15 protein-coding genes are annotated in these 18,742 nt (G+C 65.8%); 8 read left to right on the top strand and 7 right to left on the bottom strand.

All coding sequences use genetic code 11. From position 1 onward, the window contains the following. Positions 1-19 precede the first annotated feature (19 nt). The 5 genes from OG203_RS44115 to OG203_RS44135 all read left to right on the top strand — a co-directional run bounded on the left by OG203_RS44115 (position 20) and on the right by OG203_RS44135 (position 7,870). Positions 20-607 (top strand): methyltransferase family protein, encoded by a 588-nt coding sequence (locus tag OG203_RS44115; protein WP_405163149.1) that lies wholly within the window; start codon positions 20-22, stop codon positions 605-607. Next, a complete protein-coding gene (locus OG203_RS44120) occupies positions 607-2,298 on the top strand; it encodes an AMP-binding protein (protein ID WP_405163150.1) in 1,692 nt (563 codons plus the stop codon). The genes OG203_RS44115 and OG203_RS44120 overlap by 1 nt, the downstream gene beginning before the upstream one ends. After that, positions 2,298-4,544 (top strand): MMPL family transporter, encoded by a 2,247-nt coding sequence (locus tag OG203_RS44125; RefSeq protein ID WP_405168189.1) that lies wholly within the window; start codon positions 2,298-2,300, stop codon positions 4,542-4,544. Before OG203_RS44120 ends, OG203_RS44125 begins: the two co-directional genes overlap by 1 nt. Before the next feature lie 12 nt (positions 4,545-4,556). After that, positions 4,557-5,969, top strand: coding sequence for an FAD-binding oxidoreductase (locus tag OG203_RS44130; protein WP_405163151.1), 1,413 nt, complete (start codon positions 4,557-4,559; stop codon positions 5,967-5,969). Positions 5,970-6,148: 179 nt separating this feature from the next. Continuing rightward, positions 6,149-7,870 (top strand): hypothetical protein, encoded by a 1,722-nt coding sequence (locus OG203_RS44135; protein ID WP_405163152.1) that lies wholly within the window; start codon positions 6,149-6,151, stop codon positions 7,868-7,870. 141 nt (positions 7,871-8,011) lie between these two features. Here the strand turns inward: OG203_RS44135 and OG203_RS44140 are convergent, their stop codons facing one another. Continuing rightward, on the bottom strand, positions 8,012-8,848 hold the full coding sequence (locus OG203_RS44140; protein WP_405163153.1) for an SDR family oxidoreductase: 837 nt from the start codon (positions 8,846-8,848) through the stop codon (positions 8,012-8,014). 21 nt (positions 8,849-8,869) lie between these two features. After that, positions 8,870-9,478: a TetR/AcrR family transcriptional regulator gene (locus OG203_RS44145; protein WP_405163154.1), complete on the bottom strand. Its 609-nt coding sequence runs from the start codon at positions 9,476-9,478 to the stop codon at positions 8,870-8,872. 72 nt (positions 9,479-9,550) lie between these two features. Here OG203_RS44145 and OG203_RS44150 point away from each other — a divergent pair, with 72 nt between their 5' ends. Further along, complete coding sequence (locus OG203_RS44150) at positions 9,551-10,690, top strand: lipase family protein (protein ID WP_405163155.1); 1,140 nt, start codon at positions 9,551-9,553, stop codon at positions 10,688-10,690. Between the two features lie 113 nt (positions 10,691-10,803). On the opposite strand, the gene OG203_RS44155 is transcribed toward OG203_RS44150, so the two are convergent. Next, positions 10,804-11,676, bottom strand: coding sequence for a helix-turn-helix transcriptional regulator (locus tag OG203_RS44155; protein ID WP_405163156.1), 873 nt, complete (start codon positions 11,674-11,676; stop codon positions 10,804-10,806). 133 nt (positions 11,677-11,809) lie between these two features. Between OG203_RS44155 and OG203_RS44160 the strand changes: the two genes are divergently transcribed. Both OG203_RS44160 and OG203_RS44165 read left to right on the top strand, forming a co-directional pair. Further along, a complete protein-coding gene (locus OG203_RS44160; protein WP_405163157.1) occupies positions 11,810-12,568 on the top strand; it encodes a nuclear transport factor 2 family protein in 759 nt (252 codons plus the stop codon). A gap of 599 nt (positions 12,569-13,167) precedes the next feature. Next, the gene (locus tag OG203_RS44165) at positions 13,168-13,845 is read left to right on the top strand and encodes a DUF998 domain-containing protein (RefSeq protein ID WP_405163158.1); all 678 of its coding nucleotides are present in this window, start codon (positions 13,168-13,170) and stop codon (positions 13,843-13,845) included. 224 nt (positions 13,846-14,069) lie between these two features. Here the strand turns inward: OG203_RS44165 and OG203_RS44170 are convergent, their stop codons facing one another. The 4 genes from OG203_RS44170 to OG203_RS44185 all read right to left on the bottom strand — a co-directional run bounded on the left by OG203_RS44170 (position 14,070) and on the right by OG203_RS44185 (position 18,648). After that, positions 14,070-14,789 (bottom strand): haloacid dehalogenase type II, encoded by a 720-nt coding sequence (locus OG203_RS44170; RefSeq protein WP_405163159.1) that lies wholly within the window; start codon positions 14,787-14,789, stop codon positions 14,070-14,072. Positions 14,790-14,845: 56 nt separating this feature from the next. Then, positions 14,846-15,724 (bottom strand): alpha/beta hydrolase family protein, encoded by an 879-nt coding sequence (locus tag OG203_RS44175; RefSeq protein ID WP_405163160.1) that lies wholly within the window; start codon positions 15,722-15,724, stop codon positions 14,846-14,848. Between the two features lie 111 nt (positions 15,725-15,835). Beyond that, positions 15,836-17,932 (bottom strand): acyltransferase family protein, encoded by a 2,097-nt coding sequence (locus OG203_RS44180; RefSeq protein ID WP_405163161.1) that lies wholly within the window; start codon positions 17,930-17,932, stop codon positions 15,836-15,838. Beyond that, positions 17,929-18,648 (bottom strand): TetR/AcrR family transcriptional regulator, encoded by a 720-nt coding sequence (locus OG203_RS44185; protein ID WP_405163162.1) that lies wholly within the window; start codon positions 18,646-18,648, stop codon positions 17,929-17,931. The genes OG203_RS44180 and OG203_RS44185 overlap by 4 nt, the downstream gene beginning before the upstream one ends. Between the last annotated feature and the right edge of the window lie 94 nt (positions 18,649-18,742).

Here is an 18,742-nt window from a genome sequence, read left to right on the forward strand (position 1 = left end):
TTCGAATCAGGAGGCACGATTGTTTCCCATCGCGACACCGGCTGCCACGGTGCTGTTCTGGACGGCCGTGGCGTGCTGGCAGCTTGCCGAACTTGTGGTGTTCCTGCGCGGAAACAGTGTGCGTGCGCCGGGCAGCCGACATGATCACGGCAGTGTGTGGCTGGTCCTCGGCAGCGGGCTGCTCGGATTCGTGTTGATCGTGAGCACGCCGTTTGTCGTGCCGTGGGCGCGGTTATCCGGCGGATGGGTGCTGTTCGCGGCCGGCATCGCGCTGGTCTTCCTCGGTATCGCGCTGCGCCTGTGGGCGGTGCGTTCGCTGGGGCAGTTCTTTCAACCGGTGGTCACCATTCAGAGCGCCCATCGATTGGTGACCAAGGGTCCGTATCGGGCGGTGCGCCATCCCGCCTACACCGGCGCGTTGCTGACCCTGGCCGGATTCGGGCTCGCTGTCGGCAATGGCGTCGCCCTGGCGGCGGCGATCCTGGTGCCCGTGGTCGGCTTCCTGCCGCGCATCGTGCTCGAAGAACGGGCGCTGCTACAGGCTTTCGGTTCCGACTATGTCTCCTACCGGAAACGGTCGGCCCATCTAGTACCAGGGGTGTGGTGATGAATTCGGTAACAGCATGGCTGTCCCGGCCTGCCGAGCAGACAGGTGTCCACGTGGCCGAGGACAACGGCGGCTGGAGCTATCTGTCGTACCGCGACCTCGCGCGGTCGGCGCGACGCGTCGGCAGCCGACTCGCCGAATGTGGTGTCGGGCCCGGGGATGTCGTCTGCCTGGTGATCGGCGCGGAGCGAACCATGCTCAGTGCGTTGTTCGGCACCTGGGTCGCCGGTGGCACCATCTGCCCGGTGGCACCGCCGCTGCTGCGCGCGACCGACCGGTATATCGCCCACCTCGCGAACGTCTTCGCCGAGGCGAAGCCGACGGTGGTGGCGACCACCGCCGAATACGCCGAACTGTGCGAAACCGCTCTGGCACAGGCGGATCAGGTCAGCACGGTGTGGGTGGTCGCCGACGACGAAGCCGACACCGAACTGCTGGTGCGCGATCCCGGCGAGATCGCGCTGCTGCAATTCACCTCCGGCTCCACCGACCGGCCCACCGGCGTCATGGTGACCTGGAACAATCTTGCCGCCAACTTCGCCGCCTACCAGTCGTGGGGCGACGGCGATGCCACCGGGGGAGTGGCGTGCTGGCTGCCGCTGCATCACGACATGGGTTTGATCGGCGGCATGCTGTTCGCGGTGACGCACCAGGACAACCTGTGGTTGATGCGACCCGATCAGTTTCTCCGCGACCCCGCCCGCTGGCTGGAATGCTTCGGTCCGGGACGGGCCAGGCATACCGCCTGCCCGACGTTCGGGCTGATCTATGCCGCGCGCCGGGTCTCGCCCAATCGACTTGCCTCCCTTGACCTGTCGAGGCTGAGCAGCATCGTGGTCGGTGCCGAACCGGTCGATCCGGCCGTGCTGCGTAAGTTCAGCGAGTTCGCGAGTGCGGCGGGATTCGACTCGTCGTCGGCCTTCTTGCCCGCCTATGGACTCGCGGAGAACACGCTCGCGGTCAGCATGGCGCAGCGCGGGCGACCGGTGCCGACGGTCCGGATCGACTCGGCGGCACTGCGTTTCGGTCAGACGGTGCGGATCGACCAGTCGGCTCCGCTGGAGTCCTGCCCCGGTTCCATCGCCGATGGCTGGCTGATCGGGCACGGGCTGCCGACCGCCGACCACGGTATATCGGTCAGCATCGTCGATCACGATGACACGGCGCTGCCCGACGGATCACTCGGCGAGATCGTGGTCGGCGGGAGTTGCGTCGCCGTCGGTTATCGCGGCAATCCCGAGAAGCAGGCGGCGACCTTTCGCGACGGGTTGCTGTACACCGGGGACGCCGGATTCGTGCACGACGGGGATCTGTACGTGCTCGGTCGAATGGGCGACAGCATTACCATCAACGGCCGCAACGTATATGCCGAAGACCTCGATGCGCGGATCACCGAGGCCACCGGTTTGCCCCGCACCAAACTAACGGTGGTGTGCACCACCGAGGCGGGCCAACCCACCGTTGTCGTCTTCGCCGCCGCGGCGCCGGAACGCTGGGCGGACAAGGCATATCAGACTTTGCGGCGGGAACTCGGTGCGTCCCCGAAGATCACGCTGGTCGCGGGCAGCTCCCGGATGTTGCAGCGCACCTCGAGCGGAAAGCCGCGACGTCGTCACATGTGGCGGCAGTTCACCGACGGTGCCATGCCTGGCCGCGTGATCGACGCCGCCGGTACCACGGAGCTGGCGTGATGAACGATCTCGCCTACCGGTGGGGTGTCTTGGTGTCGCGGCATCGAACCGCGATGCTGGTCGGCTGGCTGCTGGTGGTAATCGTCGGAGCCACTGGGTTTTCCGTGACCGGCCGGTACTTGCCACCGGCGGATGTGTCCGTGCCGGGATCGGACGCGGCGGTTGTCGCGCAGCTCAGCCGGGACAAGTTCCCGCTGCTCGGCGCCGAGCAGGACATGATCGTCTTCGACTCCGCCGACCGCACGGTCGACGATCCCGAATATCGGCGGGTGATCGCCGACGCGAGCGACGTGGTGCGCGGCACCGCCGGTGTCGGGACAGTCGTCGACCCTTTCGCCTCGGTCGATCCGCTGCATCTGCCGCGTATCTCGGCGGACCGGCGATCCGCGTTCACGCTCATCGTCTTGAACCAGGTCGGCGCGCACGATCGCGCGCGCCTGGCGGCATCGCTGCAGTCGCGCTTGACGGGGCTGTCCGCGGGCGCGGTCCGGGTGTCGCTGACCGGATATTCGGCCGCCACCAACGATCTCGCCACCGTGGAACGCAACGACACCGCGCGCGCCGAGTCCATCGGCCTGCCCATCGCTTTGCTGGTGTTGGTGTTGTCGTTCGGTGCCGTGGTTGCCGCGGCGGTGCCGCTGATCGTGGCCGGCGCCGGGCTGGCCACCGCCTTCGGGGTCATCGCGTTGCTCATGCCGACGATGCATTTCAGTGTGCTCGTGGTGACCGTCGCGACCACACTCGGCACCGGAATAGGTATCGACTATTCACTATTCGTCGTCAGCCGATTCCGTGAGGAACTCGCGCGACGGGGCATCACCGACCGCGGTGACACCGCCGGCATCGCCGCCGCGGTCGGCACCACCATGGCGACCGCCGGCATCACCATCACGATCTCGGCGCTGGTGGTGGTGATCACCCTGGCGGCATTGCTGCTGGTGAATTCGCCGGTGTTCCACGAGATCACGGTCGGGATCTCGGCCACCGTCTTCAGCCTGCTCGCGGTCGCGGTGTCGGTGCTGCCCGCGGTGCTCGCCATGCTCGGCCCCAGGGTGAACCGCGGTGCGTTGCCCGCGTGGGCGCGTCCCTCGGACGCGGCAGCTGGCACCGTCGACGCGGCCAATCGCTGGACCCGGTGGGCGCAGCGGGTGATGCGTCGGCCATGGCGATATGGACTGCTGGTGGTGGCGGCTCTGCTGCTCGCCGCGATACCCGTCGGCGGTCTGCGCTACGGTCTCAACCTGGGCGGGCAAGCGCTGGCCGACACCGAATCCGGCCGTGCCAACGCGGTTTTGGCGCAGAAGTTCACCCCCGGCCTGCTCGGGCCCATCCAAATCGCTTATACAGCAGCCGATCACGGGCCCATGAACGCCGAAAACATGCAGCGCGCAGAGCATCTCGCGACCCGAGTGGCGACCCATGCGCACATCACGGCCACGTCCACCTATCCGGCGGACGGTTACCTGCTGCAGGTGGCGGTGTCGGATCTGCCCGTCGACTCGGCGGCGGCGACAGACCTCGTCAGCGACCTGCGCCGGATCGCAACGACCGACCCGGACGATCCGACGATGCTGGTCGGCGGAACCACCGCCCAGTTCCTGGATCTCACCCACGAGACGCAGCACAAAACCGCCGCGGTGATCGCGCTGGTGCTCGGATTGTCGCTGTTGTTCCTGAGCCTCGTCTTCGCCAGCGTCGCGATACCGGTGAAGGCGGTGCTGGTGAACCTGCTCGTCACCGCCGCGTCCGTCGGGCTGACGATCCTGATCTTCCAATCGGGATACGGTCACCGGCTGCTCGGTTTCACGCCGGTCGGGTATTTACAGGTCTATCTCCCGGTCACGGTCTTCGTGATGCTGTTCGGGCTGTCGATGGATTACGAGGTGTTCCTGTTGGCCCGGATTCGGGAGGCATGGCGGCGCCGCGCCGACGAGCCGGATGCCGCCGAACGCAACCGGGCGGCCGTCGGGGAGGGGTTGACCCACAGCGCCCGCCCGATCAGCGCGGCGGCGGCCATCATGGCCGCGATCCTGCTCAGCATGTTGACCGCCGACGTCCTGGAGTTGAAGCAGTTCGGCTTCTCCCTGGCGACCGCCATCCTGATCGACGCGGTCCTGGTCCGGTTGATGCTGGTGCCCGCGGCGATGGCCGTTCTCGGTCGCTGGAATTGGTGGCCGGGCTCGGCAATCGAGTCGAGGCGGCAGCGCACCGAACCCGCACCGGCACCGTCGATCAGCACCTCGTAGAACGGAAAGGCCATGAATCCCAAGGAATTCGGGCATCGCGCGTGGTCGCACGACAGTATCGCCGACCTCGGTTTCGACTGGTCGCGGATCGGCGATCCCGGCATCGCGCCGAAAGACCCGTTCAAGGTGTATTTGCCACGCGATGCCGAGGATGTCGTCGCGGCCGTCGCGGAGACAACCGCGCTCGGTCAGCGGTTGGTGATTCGCGGCAGCGGTCACTCGGGCAATGATCTCGTCCTGGCCGAGCACGGTGCGCTGCTCGTGACGACGGGCATGAATCGGATTCGCGCGGTCGATCCGGAGGTTGGTTCGGTCACCGTCGAGGCGGGCGCTTATCTGGCCGATGTCGATCGCCGTCTCGCCGCCTGCGGGCTCGGGTTGCCTATAGTCGGCGATCATCGGCATATCACGGCGGGCGGGTTCGCGTCCGTGGGTGGCGTGAGTCCTGCTTCCCATCTCTATGGGCTGTTCGTCGACAATGTTCGGGCGATCGAGTACGTCACGCCGACGGCCGAGCGTCGCCGGTGCGGTCGGGATGACGACCCGGCGCAGTTGCGGCGCCTGCTCACCGGGTGCGGTCGGTATGGCGTCATCGTCAGCCTCGAACTCGACGTTCTCCGAATCGACAAGTCCCAGGTGTGGCTTACCAACGATGCCAATACCTTTCGCAGTATCGATCTGTTCGTGGAGCATGGTGTTTCGCTGATGACCGAGGCGCGCGGGGCCCGGATGCAGCGCGGGTATTGGACCGATGTATCCGACCGGCGCTCACCGCGTTTCGGTCAATGGGCGAACTATCAGGTGCGTCCGGCGACAGCGGGTGGGCGACTGCGCCGCGGCGTCAGTCAGGTCACCCGGTCGGCATATCGGCGCGCCGCGGTGCATACGCCGGCTCCGTTGCAGCGGCTCGCACAGGCCGGGGCTGGTGCCGCCATCGTGTGCGCGCCGCGCCATCTCACGCTGCAGGACGCCGAAGTTCTCGCCGACACGGTGTTGAATTACGGTATCGGCCATCCGATTCGGTGGTTTGTCGCCTGGGTGCCGCTGTCGCGGTACCGGTCGGCGTTTCATCGCATACACAGTCTGTTCGGCCGCTACCGGGCCGATACGGGGTGTTTCACCTCGATTTCGGTGCTCACCCAGGCCATTCGCTCGCCGTATCTTGGCGCCACCGCCGCCGATCCTTACTGCCAGATCATGATGATCTGCGGGGTGCGACCGGATCGTCTCACCGGTCGGGTCCTCGGTGACCTGGTAGCGGAGCTAGATGACATCTGCCTCGACGAGAGCGCACTGCGATATCTGCACACCCCGACGACCGCCGACCCCGCCAAGCTCGCCGCCCTTGATCCGAATAAGATCGCCGATAGGGCATATGAGGATTCTTCGGAAGATTATATACGTACACGCGAAAAACGCGCCTAATTTGGCTTGTGATCTGTGCCGAAAAGGTGTTGGTTATTCTGTCACCTTCCATCTGGACGGATGTATGAGCCAGTGGCAACGTGCTATCTATGCACAGTGTTGTCCGCCGATGGGGGCGTAGTCAGAGTGAGTATGGGCGAGCAGCACAGCGGGGGCGGTGGCGTAGTTCATTCGGGTGGGTGACGACCGCGGTAATCGTCGCCGCCCTCCTCCCGGTCGGTGGCGCCGCCGCCGATTCCTTCCCGATCAGCGCGGCGGCCGATCGGCAGGAGAACGTGCTGTCGACCCGCGACGGAATTGTCACTTCGTATGTGAGCCTTGCACTTCCGCTGCCGACGGATGCGCCGCCGCATCCAGCGAGTTGCGACCGGGTCGGATTTCTGCGTTACCGTACGGTCGATGGGCCCGCCGCGTCGGCCGACGCCGATCATGTGGTCATTCAGCAGCCGGGCATGTTCGGTGGTGCGATCGGTTCCGACAATGTCGGATTCAATACCGTGCACTCGGCGCGCGCGATGGGACAGCATATCGAGTTCTGGGCACTGGCCCGGCGCAGTTCGTGTCTCGATGAGAATACGGGATTCGACTACGCGCTACAGACGCACAATTATCTCGACGCGGTGGACTACTATTTCAACCACCTGCCGATCGCCGGGCAGACTTTCCCTGGCTTCAAATCCTCCGCCGATCTGCCGGTGCTGGATTTCATGGGAATGGCGCGTGTCGTCCGCGACGAATACGAGATCATGCTGCACGAAATTCCGGACCAGGACGCGCGGCAACGCAAGTTCGTGTGCACCGGGATCTCGCTCGGCGGGCTGGTGACCGGGTTCTTCTCCGACTGGGACTTCGACGGCCGGTCCGGCGCCGACCAGTGTGCGGCGTTCGCGTCCCAGGATTCGCTGATTTCCTCGGATCCGGTGGCGATCCAGAACACTCCGCTGCTGCACGACATCACCAATGCCGTTGTCGGCACGGCCGATTCGGTCGTGCAGGCGGGATTCCGGGCGGGCATCCTGCCGCGCATCTTCGGGCCGACGCCGGTGCTCGGCACCGAGGCATTCATGCTGATGCGGCTCGCCGGACTGGCGGCGTATCTGGATCCCGACGGTGCGAGCCAGCTGCTGGCGCACCTGCCGCACGATTTCAGCATCGACGCGACCCTCGCGTACCTGCTCGCCCCGACCTGGACCGCCTTCGCCACCAACGGTGCGGACGGCTGGGGCACCATCCGCGACTACCGGTTCACCAACACCGCACTGCTCGGTGTCCTGATCGACAACAACTCGAACAATTTCCAGCTGTTGCAGCAGGGTGTCGGCGCGTTGTCCGGCGGCCCGGTGCAGACCAAGAGCTTCCCGAATCCCGGTGAGCTCACCCAGCTTCCGCTGTTCGGCAACTTCCTGCGATTCAGCGCGGGCCCGCAACAGCGGGTCGCCCCCACCGACCGCACCGCCCTGTACACGTGGCGGAATTACGACGACGTCCGCGGCATCCCGTTCACCTCGCCGAATCACGAAGTCGGCGATATTCGTGATACGGCACGGCAATTGGCGACCGGGTCATTAGCCGACGGAGCATCGGGCGCCGGTTGGGAAACCTACTTCCCGATGCGACTGGTCATCGATATCGGTGCCGGTTACGGCGGTGCCCGCGGCGGCGAAATGGCCGGTCTGCGCTACCACGGCATGAGCCGACCGAAACCGAATTTCGTCGCGTGGGCCGGAGACAGCGCAGTCCAGTTCGCCACCAACGTCTTCTACCCAGCCCCCGCCGCAGCCCAGGTCGTATCGCTACCCGGCTACAACCACATCGATACCATCAGCGCCGCCGCGACACAGAACGACGGGCAACCCGACTACAGCGGCGAGCTCTTGGCTCGGTTCATCAAAACCCTCTGACGATCGTGACGCTACTTGACGGGCTTTCTGATCCGACTTCGCTTGGGGCGCAGCGGCTTCCAGTCCCGCCTCTCGCTGGCCCGGCGTGCGTGGCTCGGCATTCGCGGACGGGCTTCGGAAGTTCTTGCCTGGCAGTCGGTTTCAGTCGGTCGGCTGGGTGGCGAGGGCCGATGGCATCGCGGCTAGCAGTGCTGCGGTGCGAGTTCGGATGGGCTCGGCGGCGGTGTCGTCGGTGTGGATATAGAGGCGGTTGTTGGTTACCGCGTCGATGACCATCTCGCCGACCGTGTCGACGGGAATGCCGTGGCGTTTCAGTGCCGCGTCGGCTTGGTCTAATGCTGCGGCGATTTCGGGCGTGACGGTCGCACCGTGGTGGAGAGCGAGTCGTTGGCTGCTTGTGATGATGTCGGTGGCGACCGGTCCCGGGCACAGCACGCTGACTCCGATGCCTTTGTCCGCGAGTTCTTGGTGCAATGCCTCGCTCAGCCCGACGACGGCGTATTTGCCTGCGTTGTACAGGAATCCGGCGCCGACCGGTGCGAGCCCGGCGCCGGAGGCGGTGTTGACGATATGGCCGACGCCGCCGCGGGCGAGCATGCGCGGCAGGAACGTCGCGATGCCGTTGTAGACACCGTTGAGGTTGATCCCCATCGCCAAATCCCACAGCTGATAGTTCAGCTCGGTGACCGACATCGCGGAGGCGACACCGGCGTTGTTGAACAACAGCGATACCGGCCCGAGATCCCGCTCTGCCGCGTCGGCGACCTCCGCATAGCTTTCGCGATCACGCACGTCGAGCACATAGGACTCGACCTCGGTCAATTCCGCCAGCTCCGCCTTCGCCCGCTCGAGTGCGGCGGCGTCGATGTCGGCGATCGCGATCTTGGCCCCCGCCCGGGCGAACGCGCGGGCGATGCTCAATCCGATCCCGTTGGCCCCACCGGTGATGAAGGCGGTCCGCCCGTCGTAAGACTGCATGTTGGTTCTCCTTTACGTGCGCTACCGATCGGGTGCGAGCCCGAGCTCTTTTTCCGTGAGACGGCCGAGTAGCTCGACCGCCGCGTCGTAGTCGACCCCGGCGGGGTCCAAGGTCCATTGCAGGTGCAGGCCGAGCAGGGCACTGTTGATCACTGCGGCCAGGACGTCGACTTCGGCGCGGGTGCCGGGTGTGGCGGGGGCGGGGCAGGCCTGGATCCAGTCGGCGGTGCCGCCGCGGCGGCGACGGAAGAACTCGACGTACTGCTCCCGCAGCGGGCTGTCACCTGCCAGGATCTCGTTGAGCACCATGTACAGCAGCGTCGTGTCGTGCTCTTTCATCATCTGCCCGACCTGATCGAGCAGCCGCCGCGGGCTCGCGACCTCGGCAGCGAGTTGTCCGGCCGGGATGCCCCGCGCGATGGCGCGTTCGGCCACCGCCATCAGCAGCCCGTCCTTGTTCTTGAAATGCCACGGGATCGAACCACGGCTGATGCCAGAACGGTGCGCGATATCCACGAATGACGTTTTCTCGAACCCCTTCTCCGCGAACAACTCCTCGGCGGCATCGAGGATTCGCCGCCTGCTCTCCTCGCCGATTTCGTCGATGCGACGTCCACGCGGTGCGGCCATATCCGAAATTCTAGCCCACCCTGACAGCTCAACATCCTCTATGCTCGCTGACATAGAGAAGGAGTTGGTGCGATGCGTATCGGGTCGATGGCTGTCGTCATGGTCATTGCGGCGGTGCTCGGTTCGTCGGCGTTATCCGCTGGGGCGCAACCTGTTACGCCGCAGATCCCCGGCACCGTGACTCAGGTCGACGAGATGCCCGCACGCCTGCATCTCGACGGTGCCGCGTCGGCGCGACGACTCGTCTACTGGACCAGGACCGACGAGGATGTGCCCGCTTTGTCGAGCGGCGCGTTGTTCATCCCGGCTGGCACACCGCCAGCGGGCGGATGGCCGGTTGTTGCCTGGAACCACGGCACCGTCGGCATCGCGGACAACTGCGCACCCTCGACCACCGACCTCGGCGGATACCAGGACGACCTCACCAATTTGGTCCGGCACGGATACGCCGTCGCGGCCACCGACTACATCGGTCTCGGCACCCCCGGCATGCACGCCTACCTCGACGGCCCGGCGGAGGCCCACGCGACGATCGACATGATCCGGGCCGCGCACGCGGTCGATCCCAGCCTCGCACCGCGGTGGGCCGTGGCCGGACATTCCCAGGGCGGGCAGGCCACGCTGTTCACCGCGGCCCTGGTCGCCGAATACGCGCCGGAACTGGACTATCGAGCCGCCGTGGCCTATGCCCCCGGCGCGAGCATCGCCGGACAGCTCGAGCTGGCGAGCACCGCGGGCCAGCCCGGTATACCCGACCTCGTGCTGCCGGGCGCGAAGGCCTACCTCGCCTACGTCCTGCGCGGACTGAAAGCCGCACGCCCGCAGTTCGATCTGGACAGCTACCTCACCCCGCTCGGCAAACAGATCATCGCCGACGCGGAACGCCTCTGCCTGACCGACATGAGCAACCGGATGGCAGATGTATCGGTCGGCCAAATGCTCACCAGGCCATTGACCGTCGGCGATTTCGACATGCTCGCCCACCCCCTGATGGACGCGCCGATGACCGGTTACCGCCGTCCCATTCTCATCGCCCAGGGCCTCGTCGACACCGACGTGTTCGCCCCCTCGGTGTGGCAGCTGATCCTGGAGCTGAAAAACCGGGGCGCGCGCGACATCGAGTTACTCAGCTATCCCGATGCCGATCACGACCGTGTGCTCATCGACGCCCAACCCGACACCAATGCCTTCTTGGCCGCGGTCTTTCGATAAACGGGGAAGCCGAGCGGATATCTTGTGCCACAGCCGATCTCGTCGGCCGAACGCGCGACCCGCGACGTCCGACCGCTCGGGTGCTTCGTCTAACAGCGTCGCGTTCAAGGCGTTCAGTTGCCCGTGTGACGTGCCCGGGTCGCGTCACGAAAGGCGATCGGGGTCTGTCCGGTGCGCTGATGGAAGTACTTGTTGAAGTGGGTCGCGCTGGCGAAGCCGAGGCGGTCGGCGATGCGGGCGGCGGCCTGATCGCTGTGCGCGAGTAGGCGTTTGGCTTCGAGCACGACGCGGCGGTCGATGAACTCCTTGGCTCCGATTCCGGCGGAGGTGAGCGTGGCGCGGGAGAGGGTGCGAGCCGAGTAGCCGAGGGTGTTGGCGTAGTCCTCGACTCGGCGGGTGCGGGTGAAGTCGTGTTCGACGGCGTCGCGGAAGCGCAGGTAGGTGGGGTCGGGTTCGGTGGCGGGTGCGTCGGCGGGCGCGGTGAGGTGGGCCAGGCGCAGCACGAGGACCGAAAGCAGGTGGCGCAGGGCCGCGGTGTGGACGTCGAGGGGGAGATGTCCGAACGCGTGGAATTCGGCGGTGAGGTGGTCGGTGGCCCGGTGCAGGGCGGCGGCGTCGCTGGGGAGGGGGTGGTGCAGGACGGCGGCGTGTGGGTCGTCTATGCGGGCCGTGGTGACGGTGGCCGGGGTGAGAAAGCTCTGCTGGAACAGGATCAGCGTGCCTTCGGCGTGGGTGAGGTCACTCCATTGATTGACCTGGCCGGGGCGAATCCACAGCCAGGCGCCGGGTTCGAGGGTGTAAGCGGTGAAGTCGACCATGTGTCGCAGGGAGCCGCCGGTGAGGGTGAGCAGGTGGTGAAATTCTGGCCGCTGGGGGATTGCGAGCTGTTCGCCGGGGATGCGACGCCGCAGTTCGGCTAGGGACAACACCTCGACCCCGGCGGGGGTTCCGACGGGTGCGACAAAGGAGATCTCGGGGATCTTCACGGCAGGGGGATGTCGGTTTTTGACCATCGCTAGTCGTCAGCGTATCTCGTTTCAGTGGCTATTTCCTCCTAAATTGAAGTTGTTGACGAACCCGGCACCGCAGCGGTGTCGGAAATCATTAAGGAGTACTGACATGAGCGCCAAGGACATCGTGCTGACCGCCACCACTGAGCTGTTCGACAAGAAGGACCCGAGCGCGGTTGACCGCTGGGTAGCTCCCGACTACATCCAGCACAGCGCCCTGGCCGCCGACGGCCCCGAGGCCTTGCACAAGCTGGTCGCTGGACTCGGCCCCGACTTCCGATACGAGGACGCCCGCGTCATCGCCGACGGCAACCTGGTCGCGCTGCACGGCACCTACTACGGTTTCGGCCCCGACCCGCTGGTCGGCTTCGACATCTTCCGCGTCGATGCCAACGGCAAGCTCGCCGAACACTGGGACGCCCTGACTCCCGTCGTGCGGACCACTGCCTCCGGGCGCACCCAGACCGACGGCCCCACCGAGGTCACCGATGCCGACAAGACCGAGGCCAACCGCGCCATGGTCACCGAGTTCGCGCGGAAGGTCTTCGTCGGCGCGGACTATTCGGTGCTGACCGACTACATCTCCACCGAGACCTACCACCAGCACAACCCGGAGGCCGCCGACGGCCTGGCCGGTTTCGGTGCGGCCGTTGCGAAGTGGGCCGAACAGGGCAAGAAGTTGGTCTATCGGAAGGTCCACCAGGTCATCGCCGAGGGCGATTTCGTCCTGCTGCAGTCCGAGGGCGAGTTCGGCGTCCCGGCAGCGTATTACGACCTGTTCCGCGTCAAGGACGCCAAGATCGTCGAGCATTGGGACGTCGTCGCCCCCGTTCCGGCACAGCTGCCGCACAACAACGGCGTCTTCTGACCCACTCGGTGGGCATTATCGGTCGGGTCTTCAGCCGCCGTTGCAGGAGTTCGAGAATACTTGCACATTGCTGACGACCCTGGCTGGGTCGAGTAGTTGCGTATCACCTGCCGCGATACATTTGAATTGTCCGTGTCCGCCCTTATCGCTGTTCTCCCTTTTCCTATAGCTGCCGTCGAACGGTGAATGGCTGTGGAAATCATGGATGACGGGTGCACTATGTCGCATCAGTACTGAACCAGTAGGCCATAGGCGACTGGATGATCGGAAGCTCCAGATCCGGGGCTCGCCGCTTTCGGTCGCGGGAGCCGGTACCGGACGGTCGATCGATGCCAGTGGCTCGGGATGGCCACGGCCAGTGGATCTTCGGTGATGCGGGCGGGCAATAGTGCTGGCACGACCTGACATTGGAGAGGTAGCAGGCTCCTTGCCGTAGGTCATTTTCCGTAGCTTGATGCCGTGCTAATCCAGTTTGCGGTGCCGGAACTCCGGCGTGAACGCCATCGATATGATCCTGACCGAGCGCTCGTTCTTTGGCGTCGATCACACCGTGCCGCAACAGGTTTCGCGTGCCTCGGCGTTACGGTAGGAAGGTCGTTGTGACCGGCAGGATCGGCGCAGTGGCGTGGCTGGTCGGTGCCGCACAGTTTCTGATCGCGCAGCTGGTCGTGGGAGCCGCGTGGACGACTCACTACAGCTGGGCAACCAACAACATCAGCGATCTGGGTAACGTCGATTGCCGGATTTGGGATGAGTCCCGCCCTCGGTATGTATGTTCACCACTGCACGCGGTCGTGAACGCCTCCTTCCTCATCGAAGGGGTTTTGTTGCTGGTAGGGGTGTTAATGACCGGCGCGTTCTTAGGACGGACGGCGATGACGCGGGCCGCCCGCGTTCTGTTTGCGGCCAGCGCGGTCGGCTGGGTGATAGTCGGGCTGGTTCCCGCCGACATCGACGAGAACCGTCATGTGTTGGGCGCGTTGTTGATTCTGGGGTTGGGCAATATCGGGCTCGTCTGCGCGGGGTTCGGGCCGGCGACCGCCGCGTTCGGGCGGGCACGGGTTGTCAGTCGTGCCTTCGCTATCGCCGCGGTGTTGTCGGCGGTGCTGTTCTTCACCGGGCATGGTCCGGTGGTGGGGATCGGTGGGATGGAGCGAATCGCGGCCTTCGCGGTTCCGGCGTGGACGGTGGTCGCGGCGATCATCGCGCTCACATCCGGTCGGGCACAGTCCACGTCGGCGGGCTCGCTTCGGACGAGCCCACAACATCGGGCATGAGGTGTTGAGCACAGCACCACGGCGCGACCGCCACAGCGCGGGCAGCACGCGAAGATCTCTTCGGCCAATTGCGCCAGCACCAAGTACGGCCGCTCGAAACGCGGCATCCACTCAGGATATGGCCGTACTCCGGGGGCTGCGACCGAGATTCTTGGTGCACCGAAAATGGCTGGCGGGCAACCGAACTCCCGAAGTCCTCGACTCCAGCGGTGCGGTAGGCGCTGTCAGCAGCCGAGTTGGTCGGCGAGGTCGAGGAAGTCGCGGGCGTTGATGTCGAATTCGTCGTCGTAGGAAACGTCGACCTGTCCATGTACGCCGAATTCGAGCGGGCGCGCGACGAAAGCCGTCTGAAATCCGAGCGCACCCGCGGCCTTGATGTCGTATTTATGGCACGCGACCATCATGATCTCGGCCGGGTCCAACCCCAGATACCTCGCCGCCATCTGGTACACGACGGGGTCGGGTTTGAACACACCGGCCATCTCGGCGGCGAACACCGCATCCCAGGGCAGGCGACCTCGCTTCGAGATGTTCACTACCGCAGACACATCGGCGTTCGACAACGTGGCAAGCACGAACCTGTCCTTCAGCCGAGCCAAACCTGGCACCACATCGGGCCAGGGCGCGAGCCGCTGCCAGGCGAGGGCGAGGTCCTCGCGCTCGGGCGCCGAGAAGTCGGTGATGCCGTATTCGGCCAGCAGCCGCGCCAACGCGTCCCGATACACCGAGTGCACCGTTATCCAGTTGTCCCGGTCTCCTTTCGCCGACTTCAGTACCGTGAAGTACTCCGCACGCCAACGGCCGACGAACTCGGCCCAATCCACGCCGCGGTGGCGTCCACCGCTGATTCGCGCCGCCTCGCCACACACCGTGGAATGGAAATCTGTGGCGGTACCCTGCACGTCGAACAGCAACGCCCGTGGCGCCCTCCCCGTATCGGTCATGACCCGATCCAAGCACGGGAGCGAACACCGGCGGCGCGGCACCATGAGCCTGTGGTTTATCGAAGTGTTGTGACGTGATCGAGGATGGTGCTGCGGGCGGCCGCCCACGCCCGTGAGTTGGCGTCGGCGAACTCGCCGTGACCGATGCCATCGAGAATCCGCAGATCGGCTGTCGCGCTTGCCCGTTGGGCAGCGGCGACATAGCGTCGGCTCTGCTCAGGGGAAACGACATGGTCCCTGTCGCCGTGCAGGGCGCTGATCCGGATGCCGCTGGGCAGGTGCTCGATCGGGGAAGCCATCCGATAGCGGTCGGGGACCTCGTCGGGCAGGCCGCCGAGTAGCTTGCGCACATACGCGTCGCGCCCGTTGTTCACCGCGAATACCAGATCGAGCACTCCAGCCATCAGAGTGACACTCCGAATGTGAACTGCCGCAGTCGTTCCCTTCGCATCGATGCGTCGCCCCGCCACCCACGCCGCCAGTTGCGCACCCGCCGAATGCCCGGCCAGGTGGACCCGTTGCAGATCGATGCGGTTGCCGGACCGTTGGCTCACGACGGTGGCGAGGGCCTGCACGGCGTCATCGACGTCGGTGAGGGTGACCGGCCAGCCACCAGCGCCGTCGATTCGCCGATACTCGATGTTCCAGACCGCGGCGCCCGCTTGGGCCAGCGACGATGCCAGCGGTCCGACATGGTCGAGCGTTCGATTCTGCGACCATCCGCCGCCGTGGATCAGCACGACTACGGGATACGGCCCGGCTCCGGTGGCGGGGAGATACAGGTCGCCGAACGTGTCCGGGGAGGTGCCGTAGCCGATTCGTAGCGGTGTGTCCGGACCTGCTGGTGCGGTATCGGAGGTTATCGCTGCGGGGAAAGCCCGTTCGGTGGCCGTGTTTCCGACGATGACGGCAACGATCGCGAGTACCGTTGCCACAGTTAGTATCTGGGCTCGACGAACGATCCCCATCACCCCCACCACACCGACCACATTGTTCTCGCACACGCGATGTCGGACATTATCGTGTTCACCGTAGCGGTTCGGGGTCTACCACCAGCCGAGCACGGGCTGCAGTTGGCGGCCCAGCTCGTCGGCCAGTGAGCGCGAATAGCTTGCGGTCAGATGATGTTCGTCGTGGTAGACGAGGATATTGCCGTTGACGACCGGGCACACCGCACGCTCGCAGACCGCGTCGGTGAGATCGATCGGATATACGTTGTGGAACGACCAGCTCGGCGCGAGCTCCGGATTGATCGGGTCGAGCGCGTCCGTGCGTTTCATGCCACAGCTGATTCGATCGCCACCCTTTGCCAAGCAGTCGATGGCTTTGTAGCGAACCCCATCGCTGCGTAGCCACGGAGTGTCTCGAATCGCGATGACGTTGAGGCCGCGGGCGCCGAGGGCCGACCAGACGTCGAGGTACTCGAGTGGTGTTTCGTCGCCGGTGTCGTCGCGTGGCCGGGTGCCGGTGGTGAACACCCAATCCGGTCGGTCGGCGCCGAGCCGCTCGATCACCTGCTGGGACCAGTCGCGGCAATCGGGGATCAGCTCGCCCTTGTACGTCGCGTCCTCGGCCAGGGTGAGCGGACAGCCCATCTTCAGATAGACCTGGATGCGGAAGGGATGTCGCTGCGCCAGTACCTGTAGCGCCGGTATCCAGTGCTCGGCGTGCGAGCTGCCGACCACCGCGAGGGTTCGCTCGGCGTTCGGGTCGCCGTAGGTGCAGGTGATGAGCTCGGCGTTGTCCCAATCGGCGATGCATCCGTCCCCGGTGGGCGGCGGCGCGTCCGCGGGCGCTTCGAAAACCGTTGGCCGCATTCGGGCGTGCGGTGTGGACTTACCGGATACCAGCGCTTCGGCCCCGGGATACATCGCCGGATCCAGGGCACCGACCGGTTGTGGCGGACTGACGCCCACCGCTATCTGCCACAGGACGGTGACCGCGACCATCGGCACGGCCGCCGCCGTCACCAGGGCGGTGGCGGTGCGCCGCGATCGCACCGAATGTTTCGCGACGTCGCCGCCCTGCGAACGTACCCGCAGCGGTTCCTCGATCATGCGGTGCGTGGCCCAGGCCAGCAGCACCGAGACCGCGATGATGCCGAGACCGTCGAGCAGTCCCGCACTTGGGTGATCGAGTTCGGCGAGGTAGAAGATGAGGATCGGCCAATGCCACAGGTACAGCGGGTAGGCGATATCGCCGAGCCAGCGGATTCCGGGCGTCGACAAGAGCCGATTGAACAGCGGCCGCTGATCGGCGGCGAGGTTGTTGCCCGAGACGATCAGCGCCACGGTGGCACCGACCGGAAGCAGGGCGTAAGGGCCGGGGAATCGGTTGGCTCCGTCCAGGATCAGCCACCCGCACAACGTGACACCGGCCAGGCCGAGCCCAGCCAAGACGATCCGAAGCTTGTGCGGCAGTCGCAGATACGGGGCCGCGATGGCCAGGCCCGCGCCGACGAGTAGCTCCCACGCTCTGGCGAAACTGTCGTAGTAGTTCCAGCCCTGATGGGTCGCCGTGCCCGTCGTGGCGAGACCGAACGACACGACGGCCGCCACGACCACCACCGCGCCGAGCACCGGCCGCAGCCGTGTTGCTCGTCCGCCGCGACGGCACGCCCACGCGATCGATGCGACCAGCACGAGCGCGGCAAGATAGAACTGGCCCTGTACCGACATCGACCACAGGTGCTGCAAGGGGCTTACCGACGGATCCGCGGCCAGGTAGTCCGACCAGGTCAGCGCGAGTTGCCAGTTCTGGTAGTAGAGCATCGAGGCCAACGTCTGGGCGGCGATGTCCGACCATTGGGTGTAGGGGCGCAAGACCACCGTCGCGGCCACGATCGCGGCCAGCACGACCACCATGGCCGGAATCAGCCTGCGTGCCGTGCGCCGCAGCGTGGGAACTATGCCCACCGATCCGGTCGATTCGGTCCGGCGCACCAGTAATCCGGTGAAGAAGAAGCCGGACAGGACCAGGAAAACGTCCACGCCACCGGATACGCGACCGAACCACACGTGGAACACCACGACCAACGCGATCGCCAGCCCACGGAGGCCGTCCAGATCAGCGCGATAGCCGATCGATCCGGACTTGTCCGAGCTGGTGGAGTTCGCGAGGTCGACGCCGGCAGGTCGCGTCACGGCGCCTCCCGTCGAGGGGGAAGTCCCACAACGTCGGCCATGAGCTCGACGGTGTAGCCGAAAAACTCGGCGTTATCGCGGAATGCGAGGTCGAGGTGACCGAACAGCTCTTGGCTGATCGCGCCAAGTATTTGGGTCCAGGCTGTCATGGCTCGGAGCAGGACGGCCGGGGGGAGTCCGGAAACGTGGAACGTGGAAAGCAAGGCCGTCGCGTCTTCGGCAAGGGTAGTCCGCAGCGGCGGTTCAGTGCGCGGTGGAATCAGCTGTCCAGCATGGGAACTCGCGCCAACGATGTCGAGCAGGAGCAGGTAGACGCGGCCGCCCGGGGCGACGGTGTCGGCCGGGGCCTGGTAGCCGGGAACGGGCGACCCGTAGATCAGGGCGAATTCCTGCGGGTAGGTCACGGCCCAGCCGCGCACCGAGTCGCAGACGGCGCGCCACTGGCCGCGGTGATCGTTCTCGACGGCCTCGGCGCGGGCACGTTCGGCTCGATCGCCCACCGCGTCGTACGACTCGATGATCAACGCCGTCAGCAGGTCGTCGCGGCTCGCGAAGTATCGATAGAGCCCAGACGGCACCATCTCCAGCTCTCGGGCCACCGCCCGAAGCGACAACTGGCCGGCCCCGACGGTAGCGAGCTGGCGACGAGCCACCGCGAGGATCTCGCGGGTCAGCTCAGCGCGGGCTCGTGCGCGCGCGGTTCCAGGGGCTCCCATGGCGCTCACTATGCCATGCGCGAGAACATGAGACCGAATCGTGAACAGTGCTCTGGACAGCTCAGCTAATGACGAGTCGATATCGCGGAAAGCA

Origin of the sequence: Nocardia sp. NBC_01499, from assembly GCF_045040275.1 — a bacterium.
Classification (GTDB): domain Bacteria; phylum Actinomycetota; class Actinomycetes; order Mycobacteriales; family Mycobacteriaceae; genus Nocardia.

Excerpts from the sequence above, each read along its gene's own strand:
- OG203_RS44120 (WP_405163150.1), top strand. The coding sequence starts at position 607 with ATGAATTCGGTAACAGCATGGCTGTCCCGGCCTGCCGAGCAGACAGGT.
- OG203_RS44125 (WP_405168189.1), top strand. The coding sequence starts at position 2,298 with ATGAACGATCTCGCCTACCGGTGGGGTGTCTTGGTGTCGCGGCATCGA.
- OG203_RS44130 (WP_405163151.1), top strand. The coding sequence starts at position 4,557 with ATGAATCCCAAGGAATTCGGGCATCGCGCGTGGTCGCACGACAGTATC.
- OG203_RS44140 (WP_405163153.1), bottom strand. The coding sequence starts at position 8,848 with ATGCAGTCTTACGACGGGCGGACCGCCTTCATCACCGGTGGGGCCAAC.
- OG203_RS44145 (WP_405163154.1), bottom strand. The coding sequence starts at position 9,478 with ATGGCCGCACCGCGTGGACGTCGCATCGACGAAATCGGCGAGGAGAGC.
- OG203_RS44150 (WP_405163155.1), top strand. The coding sequence starts at position 9,551 with ATGCGTATCGGGTCGATGGCTGTCGTCATGGTCATTGCGGCGGTGCTC.
- OG203_RS44160 (WP_405163157.1), top strand. The coding sequence starts at position 11,810 with ATGAGCGCCAAGGACATCGTGCTGACCGCCACCACTGAGCTGTTCGAC.
- OG203_RS44170 (WP_405163159.1), bottom strand. The coding sequence starts at position 14,789 with ATGACCGATACGGGGAGGGCGCCACGGGCGTTGCTGTTCGACGTGCAG.
- OG203_RS44185 (WP_405163162.1), bottom strand. The coding sequence starts at position 18,648 with ATGGGAGCCCCTGGAACCGCGCGCGCACGAGCCCGCGCTGAGCTGACC.